We start from the raw sequence: 16,614 nt of genomic DNA on the forward strand, positions 1-16,614 counted from the left end.
CCCCATGTCATGCCCCAATCACTGCTGGTTTCCATCCCTTTTTCGGGGCCTCTGCCGTACGGCGCGATTCTACCGCCGACAGCAGGACCACCGGCTGGCCACGCGCATTCGAGATAAAGGGAATCCCGATTTCGCGCAGGAATGCCGCCTGCATCTCATACTTGGTCTGCTTGACGCCGGCGCGAGTAGAACCGCGCCGAATGCCTGTGAGACGATCCAAGCTCTCATCATCAAGAAACAAAGCACTCATGACTGTGGTTCCCTCTTCCCCATTTCAATATCCAGATTGCCGCTGTAGTCGCCCAAGCACAGACGTCTGGCTTGGTGGTTCGGCATATTACGGCGCAGGCCTCCTGCATCATCGCAAGTGAGAATGTCCGCCAGCGGCACTCCTCGGAATTGCCCCGCCAGCTCCTTATCCAGCTCCACCCACGCGAATTTCTGGCCGTTGCCCAAGTGCTGACGGATAACCGACACATAGCCTGCCAGCACGCCGTCATCCGGTGTATTGAACGTAATGTGGTCCAGGGCCTGCGGTGGCAGCATGACGAAATCACGCTGTTTCGGCTGCTTGGCGAAATACTTGGCGGCGTAGCCTTCGGCGCGGTAAGACACGGCGGGATTGGTGGTTGTGGTTGCGTTCACTTCTGGTTCTCCTGAATGGCCGTAACAGAGCACACGCCAAAGCGATCGACGGCGGCGGCGATCACGTCGCAGCTATGGGCTGCGATGGCGGTGTAGGAATGGCGTGCGCTGGCAGTGCGCACGACGACACGAAACGCGGTCATGGGGCGTTCCCTTTCGTTGGGTTGGGATCAATCGGAAGTTCGGTCACATCGAGCCGGCCGGCGCGCCAGTCAGCCACCTGGCGCGGCGTGCCGTGACGCGGTGACTTGTCCGGCAGCGGCACCATGCGCGGCCAGGGGCATGCCTTGATGGCGTCCCATGAGGCCAGGGCTTGGCGCTGTTCGTCGGCCGTCATGGCCGGCGCTGGCCACGCCGGCCTGTCGTCAACTACCGGCCGTGGCCAGGGGCATGCGCCCAGGGCGAGCCAGGCGTGATCGATCTGCGCGGCCTGGTCGGGCTTGAACCTGACCGGCGCTGGCGCTGTCTTCGGCTCGAATGACACATCGGCCGCAAAGTCAGGACCGGCGGGCTGCGTACAGTTATTTACACGAGTCCAAGGGAACCCCAACCCCGCCGATGTGCGGGCGTCGTGCCCTTGAACTGGCGTCCATGTGTGGCGAACGGATTTAAAAACCACACCGACCATCTGACGGCACTGGACGCCATAGGGCATCACACGTTCGCACTCTTCATAGCGGCCTGTGACAGTCTTGGTTTCCTTGGCCAGCGTGACCATCAGATCGTCGCGCTTCACCAGAGCGCCACCTTGCGCACGGAGGTAACTCGCCCAACACGCGCGCTTCTCACCTTCGACCTTTTGCACGGCATCCCAGGCAGCGGCCATGGCCGGAGGAGCCTGTTTGAGCATGTCTGCTGGCACGCGGCGCAGCTCGCGCCATACGCTCACCGGTGCGCCACCCCATTGCTGGAACTGGCGAATACCCCAGCGAGCGGCCCAGGCCTCCACGCGGGCCGAGGGTGTCAGCTCCCGATCCCCCGCCATATCGGTGGTGATGAGGTAGCCTTCTTTGGTCTTGTGGTCCGCCACGCCATCGATGTTCTTAGCCACATACTTAGCGATATAGCCGGCGGCGCTGCCTTTTGCCCAGTCGATGCGCTTCACATCCAGGCGACGCTTGAACGCCCCCGGTTCGCCACGATCTACCCGCCAGGCATATCGTTTCATGACGCGGATAGCGCGGCTGGCCACGTCCTTGACGTGGGGCGTGGTGTAATCCGGCAATGCGCGCACGAACACCAGCATGTGCCAGTGCGGGCATCCATCGTGGTGTGGTTCAGCAATACGGAAGCCGTACAGACCGATGCCGCGACGGGCCAGCGCCGAACGCGCGAGCGCAGTCATCTTGCCCAGGTATTGATTGGCTGTGCGCGGATCCGAACCGTCATACTTAGGATTCGGCTTGCCCGTATGCAGCGTCGCATGGAAGCGCGATGGGCAGGACCAGGTGAGAAACAGCCCCTGATCGTCGCACTCCTTTGCAATGACCTCGAAACCATTGATGCGCAGCATGAGTTCGCCGCGACGAATGGTCTTGTTCGCGGTTGTCTTCTCGGCCAGCTCAGCAATGCTGAATTCCTGGCCAGCCTCATTGCGCACCATGGTCGCTTCCAGCGCGGCGACATTTCTCCGGTTCTGCGCCAGGCGAGACAGTACGGCATCATTACTGGCATAGGGCTCGCCATGGTAGTGAACGTAGCCCAGGCGGATATTGCCGCCCTCAAAGGCCCGACCGACTACCTTGCGCAATTGTCGCCGCCACCAGCGCGGATCCACGACACGCGCAATAATGGCGCGCAGGTCGTCATCGTCCACTTCCGGCATATCAATACCGTAGTCACTACACTCCTGCTCGATGAGGTCGCGGGCGTGGGTGTCAGAAATCGCTTTCCACAAGACCTTCTTGATGTTCTCGGCGGCTTTCTCAGCCGTGGCGCAGATATCGGCATCATCCTGCGACAGATCGACGCCAGCCGGCACATACTGCTCAGCGAAGTCACGCACGAATTCCACGGCGACCGGCTCGAAGATCTTGTTCCAGTGCCATACCGACATCAGTTCTAGCGCCTGGCTCACGACACGTCCACGCCACTTCAGCGGAATGCGCGCCAGTTCTCCGGCAAACTGCCGCGACTCGACAAAGGCCCGATGCCGACGGCGTGTCTTCGCGTCAACTGTTCTAGACTGCATTGAGGGCTCTTTCATACGTTGTGATGGCACGCAGCACCGCATGGCGCATGGCCAGGCGTTCCGCTTCAGTAAATGAGTGAATAGGGCATTCCCAGCGATCCGCCGAGAGACCCGCCAAAGCCAGGATGTGTCGACGCACTGGCTTGGGCATCGCCGCCCAGGAGTAGGCAATACCTGTCTGGACATTGGGCCGCCGCCGGTTGCGCAGCAGCGAAATGGATTTACTTAGCTCAGCCTTGGCCGCCTCGTTACCCGGAGGCGTGGGCACCCATGCCGCGCGCTCACGCAGCAGGTCCGCCGCCGGACGGAATGACGCATGGTCCTTGATTCGTGCTCCACGCATCATTACCCTTTTACAAGGCCGAGGGCGGCCAGCAAGGCAGGCGCGAGCAGCAAGAAACCAGCGATGCAATGAGCGATGACAGTACGCATTACCACGCCCCCATCAGGCCACCGAGGCGCTGCAAGCGCTGGACAAGCCGTGCGGAAATAGCGTTCTTCCCTTGCCAGATCACATTCCACTGCAGTTCGTCCTGCAGTACGGCTTTGCGCAGCAGCATGCGCTGGGCGCATTGGAATTCCTTGATGTCGTCGCCCATGCGAAGCCGCAGCGAAGCGAGGGCAAGCGTTGTCTGTTGCTGGTCGAGAGCCATAGCGAGGTTTCTTGAGGGTGAGCGAATCCCGCGTGCGCCAAACGGCGCACGACAGGTCTTAGTCAATTTGGGGGGCAGTGACCGGCTAAGCGGTCAACAGCAGGTCAGGCCGTGCCTGTTCCTTGCGGCGCCAGATAGGCGCGGGGCGAGATGGGAAGGCTCACCTCAGGATTGGGCATCGCGGACATCGACACGGTACGAGAAATCTCCAGCGTGGCCACAAAGGTGTGGCCACAATCGACGTTCTGGCATCGATAGGTGATTTCCTTCATCAGCGTGGACATGGTCCGGCTTTTGGCTGCACGCACAGGGCTTTGGCAATGAGGGCACGGCAGGCTGATTACACGCATGTTGTTTTCTTTCCCTTGATGGCATAGAGTGCACGTCCCTTGCCAGTAACACGTTTGATACCTTCTCGAACAGATTGCGCCATGACGAACTCGGCCGCTTGTTCAATCGTATCGAAGCCTTCGTGGTTCATGATCACTTCCAGGGCTTCGACTAACGCAGGATGGGTGAACGGTAATTCGATATCAGGCATTGCGAGGCACTGAAAAGTGGCTCGTGAGCGCCTTGGCTTGTACGTTCTGCTCGGCTAAGATCGGCATCGAATAGGATTGCGCCAGGGCGATGGCCTGATGCATCAACAGATCATGCGCGAGAGTGGCCAGGTTCTCGCCCTGATACTGCGCCAGTGCTTTCATGATGTCGTAGTTGTCGTCGTTGACGCGCACCACGATGCGGCGGTGACGGATTTTGCGGGGATCGTCGTACATGGCAGTCTCCGATGCTCAAGCCCGTCCGGCTTTGACGTCTTTGTCGTAGGCGGCCATGCCGCGCAAGATCAGCAGGCGCACAAACGAAGAGCGCGTGCGCAAATCCTGGCGTGCCAGCTCAGCTAGTCGTTGTTCTTCGTCAGCTTCAAGGCGGAAGGTAACGGCCACCGAAGTATCGGTATGGGGGCGGCATACGTGCTTGGAGAAGGTAGGCATATGGGATAATCGTTGTACACGTCACTTAGCAATGACGTGAATATTAGTTCTCAAAAACGTACCTGTCAAACAAATATTTGCGTAATGAGTACCTTTGGTCAAAGATTAAAAGATGAACGTAAGCGCCTAGGCCTTACCCAACCGGAGTTTGCTGCAGTCGGTGGGGTGGAAAAAGGGGCGCAAATTAATTATGAGCAAGACAAACGCTTTCCTGGTGCGGACTATCTGATTGCAGTCGCAGCCCTTGGTGTCGACACCCAGTATGTTTTATTAGGTGTTCCGTCTGCCGATGGGTTGACGGAAGACGAATCGGAGCTTCTGGTGGGATATCGGAAGTTGGATCTTCGTTCGAAGGCTCGCGTCCTTGGCGTGGTCGAAGGAGCGAGCGATACAGATAAACCCGCGCCGGCGGCCAAAGGCCGAGCGAACATCACCATTCACGGCGGAGTCGGGCAACAAATTCACGGCGAGACCTTTAAAAAGGTCGTTGGTCCTCAGATGGTCAAAGCCCCGTCTAAGAAGAAATAGATTTCTAATTTCTCGTGAATTAGAGCAGTGCCTTTGCGATGTCGGCGGAAGGCTGCATTAAAGAGTGTTTTTTGGAAGTAGGGTAGGAATGGTAAGAAAAGTAAATATTCGGGGGAATGTTTCTCAGCTCATCAATGGGGATGTGCATAGTATAACCGGACCCACGACCACTGAGACCCGGAATTCGAGTGAAGTAATTGACATTCAGAGCCCTCAAAGGATCACTGAATTCCAGCGAAAAAGAATCAACGTATTAGTGAAAGAATGGTCTGCCATTTCCGGTGAAAAGGAAGTCGAAATCTATAAGATTTTTATGAACGACTTTGGAATACGTTATTTCCGCGAGCTTCCTATTGAGCATTACTCGACCATAAAAAACACACTAGAGGGATGGATTTCGGCCGACTCGACTGAAGTGGATCCGGTTGCGATTCCAGCGGTGGAGAAATCAGTACAGCGCGTAAGAGCGCAACATCAACTTGGATGTCCTGCTTGCATCGAAAAGGATGCATCTTTCGCCCGAGCTCAAAAGGTGGTGCTCACACAGCGAATTCTGATTTTCGCGCTCACCTTGTTCTGTGGATGGCTACTCTACAAAATGCCAGCGCAAATTTAGCTTGGGCGATACTCTTACGGCATCTAGTTTTAAGGCATTTTCTCGCAACCATCACTGGGGACTTTTAATTGGCGCCGCCAGGCTGCTTTTCTTCATATATATTGCGTTGGCATACTTGCGCCAGCCTCCGGGGCTGGCGAAAAGGGAGGCTAAGAGAAAGACGTTAAGGCGCTGGCACAAAATCCGGGCGTGGCACCTCGGGCATGTTGTCGTATGCATTCAAAATGGTTTGCAAAGGTGTCAAGGCTTTGTCGTTATGCCAGTAAACGATTTTGAGCCATGTCGCGGCGCGTATGAACTGTCCACCACCTAACCAATTGTCTTGCAAGTTAGCTTTCAACATTTTGCAGCCCGCTTTGAACAAGTCTTTTTCGTCGAATGACTGGCGGGCAGTTCGGTGCAGACACAAAGCGTAGCCAAAGTCACGCGGCTTCAATGCTTTGGATAGCGACACCTCGGATTTTCCTGTCCAGCGTTCGTACATTTCTATCCCGGCCTCAAAGCCCTCGTCATATTCACCGCCTTGATAGGCGAAGGCCATGTAATCATCCAGGCCAGATTTGACAATTTCGCTCGTGGTCCAGGGACGCTTTTCGTAACGCCAACGGGCCTCTTCGAAGACTCGGGCGGCATCCCACTCTCCCTCATAATTCCAGCCATCTTCGAGCCAGCCACCAATCGCCCTGGCCCAGTGCAGAGTCGTGCGGTGAGCGTTGGGGTCGGGACCAAATTTCTCATCTTCTGCAATGGCTTTATCTAGCCATTGCAGCGCACGAGGTATCACTGGCGCTATTTCTTTGTCTAGACCAACGAGCCACGCCTGAATTGCCGTACTAAGCTGGCTTGACGCAACATTCCCCATTAGCATTTTTGAGTCATGTTGTCTGTCGATAAACCACCTTAGCATTTCATTTTCAAAACCACTAACTCGAGTTTTTATAGGGTCAAACATTATCCATTCCTTAACACGGTAAACCACCACAGAATTTCACTGTTGTCGAGTCTTTTGCGGCACCTTAATCGCGGTGTGTCTAGTAATCCCGAGGCGATTCACTTTTTGCTAATCTTGGAGATAGGTCAATATCTTTTAACGCTAGATTCGAAACGAGGATCCTGCTTCAACCTTTCCAGCACTAGATTCCACACTCCCTCAAACCTTGAAAAAGACTCTTCAGCCTGAGCAGCGGCTCTTGCATTAAGCACAGCCTTCGAAAAGGAAGAAAAATCTTGTTTGTTCAGCGGTTTTGCGGAGATGAATGTCATTCCCTGCTCATCCAGAGGGAGGTAGACCTTTTCCTTAACACCCATTTCCGACGAATTAAACTGAGAGCGTACTCGTTCGACCACGTAGTAAAAGTCCTGCGTACTTAATGGTAACTGTGCGCCATTAGAGAAAAATATCGATCCGCCCATCCAGGCCTCCTCATTTAAACAAGATGAACTTCGACTGCAATTCCTGCGGGAGAGATTTTATAGCCTTAGTAAGTTAACTCCTGATTCCCCAGACAAGCCTGCATTTACAAGAAAGCCATCGGTGCCAGTCGAGATACCACTGATCCCGACATCGCCTTGTCGCTGCTGCTCTGTTCGGTCGTGCTTTGTGCTGCCAGCAGGCGCACTTCGTTATCGGCTTTCAGGAGCGTATTGGCGCCGGAGCGGAGGTCGCAGCCCTGCACGATGAGGTTACTGTCAGCGCCACCGCCTTGCGCCGTCAGACTGATGTTGCCACCTGCATTGAGCGTGGAGCCGTGTGCAGTGCTGGCGCTGGATTGGCTGTGGCTCTCGCTCTTGCTCGCGCCTACGCTGATGGCCAGGTTGATACCGCCGACCTTGTCGGCTGCCGTGGCGTCGCGGGTCTCGGACTTCTTGTCGGCGCCGAGCTTGAGATCGCCGTTTTCATCAAGGGCATTGGTGCGGACTTGCGGATTGTCTTTGCCATGGACCGCAAAGCCGATATTGGCCGCAGCCAGCAATTGCATCCGCCCGCCCGAGGTGCTCTTGGCCGCCTGCGCCATCTGCTACGCCGTCTGAATCGCTGACAACACCGAGTTGGTGATCTGCTAGATCAGTCCCGCCTTCTTGAAGATCATGTCCTGCGTATTGCGCTAGCTGTCCGCCGCCTTGAGGATATTGATCTTCTTGGACAGGATATCAATATCTCCTTAGGCATCGCCACATTGCTTCCTGAGATGCTGATCTCGAAAAGAATCAGAATGAGCAGGTCGATATGTCATCTAATTCTATCGTCGCAAGCGCATAGCAGTCTTGCTCTTTCATTTGAAACTCCACTTCGTAGGCCAAAGGCGCTCCTGGACTATCATGAACCAAAACAATCGTCCCACAGGCACCTGCATGAACGACAACAGATCGGGCCTCGCCAACCACCTCTGCCAATATCGAATGACGAAGAAAAATCACTTCATTTTCACGATAAATTTTCATTTTCTATCGCTAGCCAAAGCGGATGGACCCACAGTGCGGTGGTGACGTCGGCCAAGGCACATGACAAGCATGCGTTGACGTCGTTACTGCATGGCAAGGAGCGACGTGTGTATGGAGGCAGCGCCTATGCCAGCCAGAAGGTATAAAGTCAGCATAAATAGGGGTGCTAGTAGCAATATGGCCTTCAGTCGCATTGCTATGCTCCCTCAAACGCCCTCCTCTTGAAATATCCTCTCGACCTCCTCGATAAACGCTGGATTCACGGCCGCCTCTGCCAAATGGACTTTAAAGCGCTCCACGATCTCCTTGCCTCTCGACGTCAGTCCGAGCTCTTGTGCCATCCACAAGCCAGTTCCGTCGCCGAATGGATCGTTGTTTCTAAGTTCCGTGTAAAACCATGAGAGGTCCTCTTCGGGGCTAGCGGTTCCATCCAAATAAAGAAGTCCGCTCTTCGTCAACTTATAGATTAGCTCTGCCCCCTCTTTCCAATGCTGATAACTACTTTCTTCTGACGTTACACCACCAATAAAGTAACTAGGCGAAAGAATTTCCGGCCCCATATACATGGTTTGCATTCTGTCTTGAATTACGTATGCCCATTTATATTCCATTTTCATTTTTCCCACCTCTCGTTATTTCAAAGGGAACTTCAACTTGATTCGAGCTGGTCTCCCGTTCCCATCTATATTGAGCTGGTTGATAGTTTTAGGGCCATTCAACTCTACAGTGGCTGTTGACGGAAGTGTGTCCTTACTGGCAGTTCCTGCTGGCCGGTACGAAACCGTAACTCCGCTCGCATTTTCCGCATACCAGCAGCCTCGACAATTTCCGTTGTTCATACTACTCCCTTTTGCCAACTCGTCGGCAGTCGGACTTCTCCCAAGAATTCGTAGCGCAAAATCTTCTGCCGTCGCTGTAGGGTTCGGGCTCTCCGGCATTTCACGAGGAGTCCATGGCTTCTGAGGATCAATCGGCGTACCAGGTAACTTACCAATAGAAATATCTTGAACAGCTTTCTCGTTCAAGACGGTGTTAGGCGCTTTCTTACTCAAGTCCACGCCGTTTGGATTGCCAGCCATCCTCCTGATCGCCTCAATCTCTTCGGCTGTTTTGGATATATCTGCTGTCCCGGACGCTCCCTTCCCCAAGACTTTTTCCTCAGCCTTGATTAGACCGGTCGGGATATATTTTCCCAATAGATACGTCAGCCCAAGCTTGCCCGCATCAATCCCAATCTCAAGCAGCGGGTCGCGCTCTCCAGGATAGGTACCAATATCGAACGAATCAACAACCCGCTTACCTTCCTTGGAATTGTAGGATCCAAACGCCGCTTGCGTGCCCGAGTGCAACTGATCATTCGACACTGCTGCGATGTATGCCCCCAATGGAACAAGGGTACAGCTAGCCCCCGCAGTCGGCCCACATCCCACCGCCCCCGAAGCGGCTAGCGATCCTCCGCCGACCACGCCAACCGCACCGGCAAGCATCCCTGTTGCTCCGCCAGCACGCTGCGTAACCTCTCCGTTCCTGGTCAATGCATCACGCGCGGCGTCCCAAAAAGGCTGATACAGGAACTCACCCGTCTTGAGCAAGGCCGTCATTTCATCTTGATAGGTAGCGCCCTTCTCCTGCAAGCCCTTGAGCAAACCATAATACGGGTCACTTTGAGGTACCCCATCTGCACATCTCACCAAAGCACAAGCTGCTGCATTCAGGCGCTGCTGTTCTTCCGGCGACTTTCCTTGTTTCAATCCGGTTAGCTTCTCTGATTCAGTTTGATGCAACTGTCTGTTATTGGCTTCGACATTAAGCCCCGCGATCAATCCCGCATTACCGCCTACAACTCCACCAAGCGCTGCGGCAGTCGCCTGGGCCAGCGTTTGACGAATAGCAAGCGGCAGGCTCGTACCATTGATCAGGTTGACCAATTGGGGCATTGCCACCGACGATGCCGCTGCTCCCATCGCACCCTCAATCCCACCGGACAAGAGACCCGCTGCTGCGTGCAATGCGCCCCGATAAAGACCTCCTTCTACCCACTTCGTTCGTTCCTCCGCCAGCGCGGCCTTCTCTTCGTCGGTTTTTGCTACAGATATCTTGTCGTCAAGCTCATTAACCTGCTTGGTCGCATAGTTGCCAATCTCCCTGGCCGCATTCTTCCCAAACATCTCCATGATCTGCGCCCGCGCCTCAACATCCGCTTGCAAGGCCTGACCATTCCACGTCTTAGCAATTTTTCCGCTGGTATCACGCTCACTGCTCACATCACCATTAATGCTCGCAATGGTCTGTTCAGCCGTCTTCCCCGTCTTGGCCTGCTGGGCAGCATCATCAGTGATCTTGATATCAGCCTGACTGATCCCGCTCCGGGTCGTGCTGCTATCACTACCGCTGACATTCCCCCTCCCAAGCGCGCTGCCAGCAAGTCCCAACGCGGTACCCATCAGATTCGTACCGATCCCCACGCTCTGGCTCTCAGCCTTGAAGTCACTCCGGTTCTTGATATCCGATTGCGTCAGCGTCTCAGTCGTCAGGCTATTCTTCCCATCGGCAGCGGCCTTATCCGTGCTGGCAATCTTCGCCCCCTTCAGGTCCGTATTGCCCGCCACATTGATCTGGAATCCATCATCCCCAGCCTTGACCCCAGATTGCTCATTCACACTGGCGTAATTCCCATCCACACTGCTGCGCGCCAGGTTGAGGCTGCCGCTCATCCGCCCCATCCCCACCGATACGCTCACCCCTGCGCTTTGCTGGCGGCTCTTGTAGGTACTCGTGTCCTGCAGGCTTTCGATATTGAGATTACCGCTGCCGCTGGTGCCGACGTCGATCACCACCTGCTTGCCGCTGGCCACCGCTCCCTTGATCGTGGTATCCGTACCTGATGCGATAGTAAGCTTGTTGCCCGCATCAACATGCGTATTGACCTGGGCAACATCACTTCCGTCGCCACGGCCCCGACTCCCCGACAAGCCTGCATTCACAAGAAAGCCATCGGTGCCAATCGAGATCCCCACCGATCCCGACATCGCCTTGTTGCTGCTGTTCTGTTCGGTCGTGCTTTGTGCTGCCAGCAGGCGCACTTCGTTGTCCGCTTTCAGGAGCGTGTTGGCGCCGGAGCGGATGTCGCTGCCCTGCACGATGAGATTGCTGTCGGCGCCGCCACCCTGCGCTGCCAGGCTGATGTTGCCGCCCGCATTGAGCGTGGAGCCGCGTGCGGTGCTGGCGCTGGCCTGGGTGTGGTTCTCGCTCTTGCTCCCACCTACGCTGATGGCGAGGTTGATGCCGCCGGCCTTGTCGGCTGCCGTGGCGTCGCGGGTCTCGGGATTACCGTCGGCGCCGAGCTTGACATTGCCTTTCTCGTCGAGGGCATTGGTGCGGACTTGCGGATTGTCTTTGCCATCGACCGCAAAGCCTTGCCCGGTCCGGACAGCATCCACTGCATTCTTGCCCGCAAAGCCGATATTGGCCGCTGCCAGCAATTGCATCCGTCCGCCCGAGGTGCTCTTTGCTGCCTGCGCCATCTGCTGCGCCGTCTGAATCGCTGACAACACCGGGCTGGTGATCTGTATCGTCAGGCCGCTTTGCTTGAAGACCATATCCTGCGTGCTGCGCTCGCTCTCAGCCGCTGCCAGAATACTGATCTGCTTGGCCACCACATCAATATCGCCCTTCGGCGCAAGCACATTGCTGCCGCTCTGCGCATAGGCATTGCCCGCCTTGATCGAGACATTGCCATCAATGCTGCCCACATTGGACGATACGGCGGTGGTCCTGACGTTGGTGTTCTTGTTATCCAGCTCGCGCGTGCCGATGGTGAAACCCAATCCCCCTCCGCTCAACAGACCGCTGCTCTTCTTGTTGCTGCCCTCGGCGGATTCGAACTTGTCACTGGCGGAGGCAACCGTGATGTTGTTGCCTGCCGCCAATGAAGTCCCGGCGCTCGATACGACGTTGCTGCCGACAATGCTCATGTCCTTGCCCGCTTGCAGCACTGTCGTGTCTCCGCTCAGGGTGCTACCGACGGCGGTGGTGTAGGCGCGCTTGCCATAGCTGGTGCGCGTGGTGCTGGAGGCCAGGCCGCGTGAGGTGCTTTTCGCGTATTCGCTGTGACTTTGGTAGGACTCTTCGGAGACGACGTTGATGTCGCCGCTGGCCGCTACCTCCAGCGCCTTGCCGGCGGTGATGTTGCTGGCGGCTACCTTGACGTCAGCTTTCTCCGTCAGGCCGGCCTTGATGCTCACGCCACCGCTGGCGTTGATGTTGCTGCCTCTCACCGTGACGCTTTCGTCATTCGCCTGGGTGTAGGACTTGGAGGCCGTGTGGCTGATCTCGGACTCGGCCTTGTCCAGCGCTGCGCCGATGCTCACGGCGCGCCCTGCCATCAGCGAGCCGTTGCCGCTGCCATTGGTACCGATGGCCACCTGCGCGGCAGTCAAGCTCAGGTCGCGCTGCGCCACCATGGTCAGGTCGCCGCCCGCGTTAACGGTCGATCCCACGCTGGTAACACTCTGTGCGCGACCAAGGTAGCCGCTGAAGTTGGCGTCGTAGGTGCTGCCAGTCTTGACAGTGCCGAGATTGATATCGCGGCCCGCGCTCATGGCGAGCTTGCCGGTGGCGGCATCTCCAGAACGGCCACTGGACAGCGTGGCACCGAGGTTGGTGATGTCTGCGCCGGCGGTGATGGTCAGGTTCTTGCCGGCGGCAATGCTGCCCTGGTTCGACAGGGAGGTATAGCTGCCGCTGGTCTGGCCGTTGTTATAGCTCTCGGTGGTGGTGAGCGTTTCGTTGCGCACGTTCCGGCCGGCGCTGATCACGACCTCATCACCACTGATGCCGCCACCCAAATTGGCGATATCGTTGGACGCCACCAGTACGGTGCGGCCTGTGCCGCTGGCGCGGCCATCGATGAAGCCGCCCTTGTTGCTGATGTTCTCGGCCTGGATGGTGATGTTGTCGCCGCTGACCAGGGCGCCGCTGTTCTTGAGGGCGTCCTTGTCAACATGGGCGAGATAGAGCTTGGGCACCAGGACCTCTTCGGTGCGTCCATCGGGCAGGACGACCTTCTGCGTTTCCAGCCAGACAATGTCGCTGGTCAGGTGACTGACCTGGTCCGGTGTCAAGGCGACGCCCGGACGCAGGTTCCAGCTTTGCGCCACGCTCACGGCATTGCTCAGCAGCTTCTGGTATTGGGAGTCGTCGTTAAAACTGCCACTGGGCCGTCCCGTCAGTTGCGCCATCTGCTCGCGCACCATGCGCTGCTCGTAGAAGCCGTCGCCCAGGCGTTTCTGGGTGGTGGAGGGATCGACATTGAGCGCGGTGAGCAGGTAGTCGCTACTGAGCCAGGTGCGGCGGTCGGTGAACTGCGTGCGTGTCTCCAGCAGGTAGTTGCCGCTGGTGGCGGGGACGAACATGGGGTTGGGTCGGACCGGAACAGGCGCGTCGGGGGCCGTTGCGCCAGGCCGCGCGCTGGCGTCATTGAGCGCGCTGCCTACTGACTGGCCGCTGCCGGTGGTGAGGATGACGTCGCTACGGATGTTGGCGGCGCTGCCGGCGGCGATATCGGCATTGCTGAAATTGCGCGCGGTGATGGTGACGCCTTGCTTGCCGACGATGGCGCCTTGGGTGGTGCCGATCACTTCGGAAATGCTGGGATTGGAAAAGCCAACCGTCAGTCCGCCAGTGGTGACGTAAGTCCCATCGAAGGTGTGACGACGGTACAAGGTCTGGCCGGTATTGGTGATGTCGGCCCCGGCGCCGCCCAGGGTGAGCGCGCCGGTGACGACGATATTGCTGAACTGGTTCTGCAGCGACTGGCTCAGGTTGATGCGGGCATTGCCGCCGGCGCGGATTTCTGCGGCCACGCCCGCACCGGGGGCGAGCTGGTCTTCCACGGCGACGTGGTGGGCGTAGCGTACGCGTTCGTAGGCGTCCAGTTCCGGAGCCAGGACATTCTGGTTGCGTTTCAGCAGAGTGGAATTAGGATCGGTATAGGTGTATTGGACCAGGAACTTGACGCAGTCGCTAATGCAAGAGCCATATTGGTTGGAATATGTCGGCAATGAGACCCATTGCACATTATTGCTGGTGCTGAGCAGATCGTCGCCGCCAGGTACCTGATCGGGATTGTTCACGCCGTTCGACTGGGACAAATAATAGAGTACGCGCGTCCCTTCAGTTGCTGTCAGTCGGCGAAGACTGCCAAAGATGCCCCAGCCCGACCCGGTATCACGCATCAGGATGGTGTCGTTGGCATGGGTGCGAATAACAGCGCGACCGATGACGTAACCGTCTGGCGTGATGAAAGTGCCGTTTTCCAGGACGTCAGCGGGATTGACGTAATGGAACTCGTAAGCGCTGTAGTTTGACGAGTTGGGATCGTAATAGGGAGGATTCGGCCCGGCATGCCACCACGACGGAATCGTCAAGGTATGGCGCTCATCCACTGTCGTCACGCCACTGACTGACACATTGCTGCGGCGGTTGATGATGTTGGTGGCCGCGATGTCGAGATTGCCGCCCGCTTCGACCACCGAATCTTCGTTGACGATCTGCGCCGTGTTATTGACCAGCCCATTGGCGTCCCGCACGCCATTGGCGGCGATGGCCATGTCGGCGCTGCTGTAGATGATGGCCTTACCCCGGTTGGCCAGCATCTCGGTCAGCCAGAGCGACATGCCGTTGCCCGCTCCCAGCAGGGCGTTGGCGCCGGTGTTTTCCAGTGTCCTGGCGTTGACCACGAGATCCTTGCCAAGGATGGTCGCGCTGTTGAGGATGCTGTCGGCGGTGATGTTGAGTTGCCGGTTCGCACTGATCTCGCCGGCGTTGTCGAGGCGATTGAGTGCGGTGAGCGTGATGTCTGCCGCCTGCAATGCTGCGCCGCTGCGATTGCCGATATTGGCGGCGTTCAGCGTGAGGGTATTGGCTTGCACGCGACCTGCGTTGTCGTAGTCGCCCTGCATGTTGAGATTGAGGTCACTCACTGCGCTGAGCCGTCCGTTGGCGCCCTGGACCAATCCTTGTTGCAGCGTAAAGGCGGCGTTGCTGCGCGTGCCGATGCTGCCGTTGTTGCGCAAGCCTTGTACCCCGGCGCGGATGGACTGCGCGGTGATGCTGCCATCGTTGCTCAACATGCCATCGGCTGTCAGACCCAGCTGGCCAGCGGCCTCGATGTTGCCGGTATTGCTGATGTCTGCGGCGGCGTTGCCCTGAGGCTGGGTTGCGCTGATCGAGATATCGCCCGCCGCCTGCACCTTGCCGCTGTTGTTGACCGAACCCTGCGTATCCACCTCGACATTGCCGGTAGCCGCGTCGATGGTGCCGCTGTTCTGCAAGCTGGCAGCGGTGAGCGTTACCCCGCTCTGCGCGCTGATCGTATTGCTGTTGTTGATGCCCCCATCTGCCTGGAGCTTGACCGCGGCGGCCGAGGACGCAACGCTGCCGCTGTTGACGATATCGCCACCCTGCCCCGTTGCACGGACGCCCAAGGACGCCGTGGCGGCCAGGGAGCCGCTGTTCTCGATACGCCCCGCCGCTGTCAGCGTGAGCTCGCCAGCGGCGGCGCCAATGGCGCCGGCATTGCGCACGCCGACCCCGGCCTCGGTGCCGACCAGCACGATCTTGTTGGCGTACATCCCGCCCAGTTGCGCGACGTCGATGCCGAATTGCGGCTTGGCGGGGTCCGCGCTCACGGCGGTCACTGTGGTGTTGTCGGCATTGACTTGGTTGGCGCCGACGGTGACTTTCAGCTCCTTGCTCCAGATGCCGGCATTGATCTTGGCGGCGCGGGCGATGAGGTCGGTGAAACTGGACTGGCTGTCATTGAGGCCATTGCCCTCGATGCTCACCACGCCACCGCGCACCAGATAACCATCCAGGCTGCCATTGTTGATGATGGGCGTGCCGGTGGTGAGGGTGCTGCGGCTGGCGTTGATGAAACCGCAGCCGTCGCAGGTCACGCCCGAGGGATTGGCGATGATCACCTGGGCGCGGTCGCCTGCCACTTCCACGAAGCCGCGCAACATGCTGGGATTGCTCGAATTGACTTCGTTGAGGATCACCCGCGCCGTGCCATTGGCGAGGTTGGGGTTGCGCTGGACCCATCCACCCAACTGGGTCTGCACGTCGCTGCGGGAATTGTTGAGGATCGCGCCGGCGCGGTTGACGTCGAACTGGCTATAGGTATTGCGCGAAACGCCGGCTGCACTCGGCGTCTGGATGTTGACCTGAGGAATGCCATTGGCGGTATTGACCACCACCGGCTGTTGCGCCCGCGGCGCGTTGGGGTCGGCGATGATCTGGGCATAGGCGCGCGGCATCGTCGTCACGAGCGCGCCTGTGGCCAGCAGCACGGCCAGTCCGATCCAGCTCAGGCGCGCCATGGGCAGGCCGCCGAGGGCCACGCCTGGGCGGCTGCCCACGGCGCGCTTGCCGGCGCAGGCGCGGGTGGTTTCGGCCACGGCCATCAACAGGCCACGGGTCTTGTTGAAGATGATGCGATAGCAAAGCTGGTTCATGATGTTGCTTTCTTGTTGTCGTTCAGGCGCG

The 16,614-nt window shown here is 57.8% G+C and carries 18 protein-coding genes and 1 pseudogene; 3 read left to right on the top strand and 16 right to left on the bottom strand.

The window, feature by feature from the left end; genetic code table 11:
* Positions 1–7: 7 nt before the first annotated feature.
* The 10 genes from BGK68_RS24885 to BGK68_RS24925 form a co-directional block, all read right to left on the bottom strand.
* Positions 8–250 (bottom strand): DUF4224 domain-containing protein, encoded by a 243-nt coding sequence (locus tag BGK68_RS24885; protein ID WP_075259281.1) that lies wholly within the window; start codon positions 248–250, stop codon positions 8–10.
* A complete protein-coding gene (locus tag BGK68_RS24890) occupies positions 247–645 on the bottom strand; it encodes a hypothetical protein (protein WP_233149403.1) in 399 nt (132 codons plus the stop codon). The genes BGK68_RS24885 and BGK68_RS24890 overlap by 4 nt, the downstream gene beginning before the upstream one ends.
* Positions 642–788 carry a hypothetical protein gene (locus tag BGK68_RS28105; RefSeq protein ID WP_008331387.1) on the bottom strand — a complete coding sequence of 49 codons (147 nt, stop codon included), beginning with the start codon at positions 786–788 and terminating at the stop codon, positions 642–644. The genes BGK68_RS24890 and BGK68_RS28105 overlap by 4 nt, the downstream gene beginning before the upstream one ends.
* Positions 785–2,836: a replication endonuclease gene (locus BGK68_RS24895; RefSeq protein WP_075259282.1), complete on the bottom strand. Its 2,052-nt coding sequence runs from the start codon at positions 2,834–2,836 to the stop codon at positions 785–787. Before BGK68_RS24895 ends, BGK68_RS28105 begins: the two co-directional genes overlap by 4 nt.
* On the bottom strand, positions 2,826–3,182 hold the full coding sequence (locus BGK68_RS28110; RefSeq protein WP_233149404.1) for a hypothetical protein: 357 nt from the start codon (positions 3,180–3,182) through the stop codon (positions 2,826–2,828). Before BGK68_RS28110 ends, BGK68_RS24895 begins: the two co-directional genes overlap by 11 nt.
* Before the next feature lie 85 nt (positions 3,183–3,267).
* Complete coding sequence (locus BGK68_RS24905) at positions 3,268–3,489, bottom strand: hypothetical protein (RefSeq protein WP_075259283.1); 222 nt, start codon at positions 3,487–3,489, stop codon at positions 3,268–3,270.
* A 104-nt stretch (positions 3,490–3,593) separates the two neighbouring features.
* Positions 3,594–3,839 carry an ogr/Delta-like zinc finger family protein gene (locus BGK68_RS24910; protein WP_075259284.1) on the bottom strand — a complete coding sequence of 82 codons (246 nt, stop codon included), beginning with the start codon at positions 3,837–3,839 and terminating at the stop codon, positions 3,594–3,596.
* Positions 3,830–4,030, bottom strand: coding sequence for a hypothetical protein (locus tag BGK68_RS24915; protein ID WP_075259285.1), 201 nt, complete (start codon positions 4,028–4,030; stop codon positions 3,830–3,832). Before BGK68_RS24915 ends, BGK68_RS24910 begins: the two co-directional genes overlap by 10 nt.
* Positions 4,023–4,265 carry a hypothetical protein gene (locus tag BGK68_RS24920; RefSeq protein WP_075259286.1) on the bottom strand — a complete coding sequence of 81 codons (243 nt, stop codon included), beginning with the start codon at positions 4,263–4,265 and terminating at the stop codon, positions 4,023–4,025. The genes BGK68_RS24915 and BGK68_RS24920 overlap by 8 nt, the downstream gene beginning before the upstream one ends.
* Positions 4,266–4,280: 15 nt before the next feature.
* On the bottom strand, positions 4,281–4,481 hold the full coding sequence (locus BGK68_RS24925) for a hypothetical protein (protein ID WP_075259287.1): 201 nt from the start codon (positions 4,479–4,481) through the stop codon (positions 4,281–4,283).
* Positions 4,482–4,565: 84 nt separating this feature from the next.
* On the opposite strand from BGK68_RS24925, the gene BGK68_RS24930 reads away from it, so the two are divergent.
* Positions 4,566–5,009 carry a helix-turn-helix domain-containing protein gene (locus BGK68_RS24930; protein ID WP_075259288.1) on the top strand — a complete coding sequence of 148 codons (444 nt, stop codon included), beginning with the start codon at positions 4,566–4,568 and terminating at the stop codon, positions 5,007–5,009.
* A gap of 88 nt (positions 5,010–5,097) precedes the next feature.
* Positions 5,098–5,625 (top strand): hypothetical protein, encoded by a 528-nt coding sequence (locus tag BGK68_RS24935; protein WP_075259289.1) that lies wholly within the window; start codon positions 5,098–5,100, stop codon positions 5,623–5,625.
* Positions 5,626–5,788: 163 nt separating this feature from the next.
* Here the strand turns inward: BGK68_RS24935 and BGK68_RS24940 are convergent, their stop codons facing one another.
* The 4 genes from BGK68_RS24940 to BGK68_RS27715 form a co-directional block, all read right to left on the bottom strand.
* Entirely contained in the window at positions 5,789–6,577 is a 789-nt protein-coding gene (locus BGK68_RS24940) for a hypothetical protein (protein WP_233149405.1), read from the bottom strand.
* A 125-nt stretch (positions 6,578–6,702) separates the two neighbouring features.
* Positions 6,703–7,038, bottom strand: coding sequence for a hypothetical protein (locus tag BGK68_RS24945; RefSeq protein WP_075259290.1), 336 nt, complete (start codon positions 7,036–7,038; stop codon positions 6,703–6,705).
* A 104-nt stretch (positions 7,039–7,142) separates the two neighbouring features.
* Entirely contained in the window at positions 7,143–7,640 is a 498-nt protein-coding gene (locus tag BGK68_RS24950) for a hemagglutinin repeat-containing protein (protein WP_075259291.1), read from the bottom strand.
* Between the two features lie 193 nt (positions 7,641–7,833).
* Positions 7,834–8,067, bottom strand: a complete 234-nt coding sequence (locus BGK68_RS27715; protein ID WP_075259292.1) for a DUF4926 domain-containing protein — start codon at positions 8,065–8,067, stop codon at positions 7,834–7,836.
* A gap of 8 nt (positions 8,068–8,075) precedes the next feature.
* Here BGK68_RS27715 and BGK68_RS28495 point away from each other — a divergent pair.
* Positions 8,076–8,207 (top strand): annotated as a pseudogene (locus BGK68_RS28495) (IS5/IS1182 family transposase); the annotation flags it as partial.
* A gap of 66 nt (positions 8,208–8,273) precedes the next feature.
* Here BGK68_RS28495 and BGK68_RS24960 read toward each other — a convergent pair.
* Positions 8,274–8,684, bottom strand: coding sequence for a hypothetical protein (locus BGK68_RS24960; RefSeq protein ID WP_075259293.1), 411 nt, complete (start codon positions 8,682–8,684; stop codon positions 8,274–8,276).
* Positions 8,685–8,699: 15 nt separating this feature from the next.
* Positions 8,700–16,583: a hemagglutinin repeat-containing protein gene (locus tag BGK68_RS24965; protein WP_233149406.1), complete on the bottom strand. Its 7,884-nt coding sequence runs from the start codon at positions 16,581–16,583 to the stop codon at positions 8,700–8,702.
* Positions 16,584–16,614 lie beyond the last annotated feature (31 nt).

The sequence above is a fragment of the Herbaspirillum camelliae genome (assembly GCF_001929405.1).
Lineage (GTDB): Bacteria > Pseudomonadota > Gammaproteobacteria > Burkholderiales > Burkholderiaceae_D > Herbaspirillum > Herbaspirillum seropedicae.

Coding starts and splice junctions, on each gene's coding strand:
- BGK68_RS28110 (WP_233149404.1), bottom strand. CDS start 3,182: ATGATGCGTGGAGCACGAATCAAGGACCATGCGTCATTCCGTCCGGCG.
- BGK68_RS24945 (WP_075259290.1), bottom strand. CDS start 7,038: ATGGGCGGATCGATATTTTTCTCTAATGGCGCACAGTTACCATTAAGT.
- BGK68_RS27715 (WP_075259292.1), bottom strand. CDS start 8,067: ATGAAAATTTATCGTGAAAATGAAGTGATTTTTCTTCGTCATTCGATA.
- BGK68_RS24935 (WP_075259289.1), top strand. CDS start 5,098: ATGGTAAGAAAAGTAAATATTCGGGGGAATGTTTCTCAGCTCATCAAT.
- BGK68_RS24920 (WP_075259286.1), bottom strand. CDS start 4,265: ATGTACGACGATCCCCGCAAAATCCGTCACCGCCGCATCGTGGTGCGC.
- BGK68_RS24895 (WP_075259282.1), bottom strand. CDS start 2,836: ATGCAGTCTAGAACAGTTGACGCGAAGACACGCCGTCGGCATCGGGCC.
- BGK68_RS24885 (WP_075259281.1), bottom strand. CDS start 250: ATGAGTGCTTTGTTTCTTGATGATGAGAGCTTGGATCGTCTCACAGGC.
- BGK68_RS24910 (WP_075259284.1), bottom strand. CDS start 3,839: ATGCGTGTAATCAGCCTGCCGTGCCCTCATTGCCAAAGCCCTGTGCGT.
- BGK68_RS24905 (WP_075259283.1), bottom strand. CDS start 3,489: ATGGCTCTCGACCAGCAACAGACAACGCTTGCCCTCGCTTCGCTGCGG.
- BGK68_RS24925 (WP_075259287.1), bottom strand. CDS start 4,481: ATGCCTACCTTCTCCAAGCACGTATGCCGCCCCCATACCGATACTTCG.
- BGK68_RS24950 (WP_075259291.1), bottom strand. CDS start 7,640: ATGGCGCAGGCGGCCAAGAGCACCTCGGGCGGGCGGATGCAATTGCTG.
- BGK68_RS24965 (WP_233149406.1), bottom strand. CDS start 16,583: ATGAACCAGCTTTGCTATCGCATCATCTTCAACAAGACCCGTGGCCTG.
- BGK68_RS24960 (WP_075259293.1), bottom strand. CDS start 8,684: ATGAAAATGGAATATAAATGGGCATACGTAATTCAAGACAGAATGCAA.
- BGK68_RS28105 (WP_008331387.1), bottom strand. CDS start 788: ATGACCGCGTTTCGTGTCGTCGTGCGCACTGCCAGCGCACGCCATTCC.
- BGK68_RS24940 (WP_233149405.1), bottom strand. CDS start 6,577: ATGTTTGACCCTATAAAAACTCGAGTTAGTGGTTTTGAAAATGAAATG.
- BGK68_RS24915 (WP_075259285.1), bottom strand. CDS start 4,030: ATGCCTGATATCGAATTACCGTTCACCCATCCTGCGTTAGTCGAAGCC.
- BGK68_RS24930 (WP_075259288.1), top strand. CDS start 4,566: ATGAGTACCTTTGGTCAAAGATTAAAAGATGAACGTAAGCGCCTAGGC.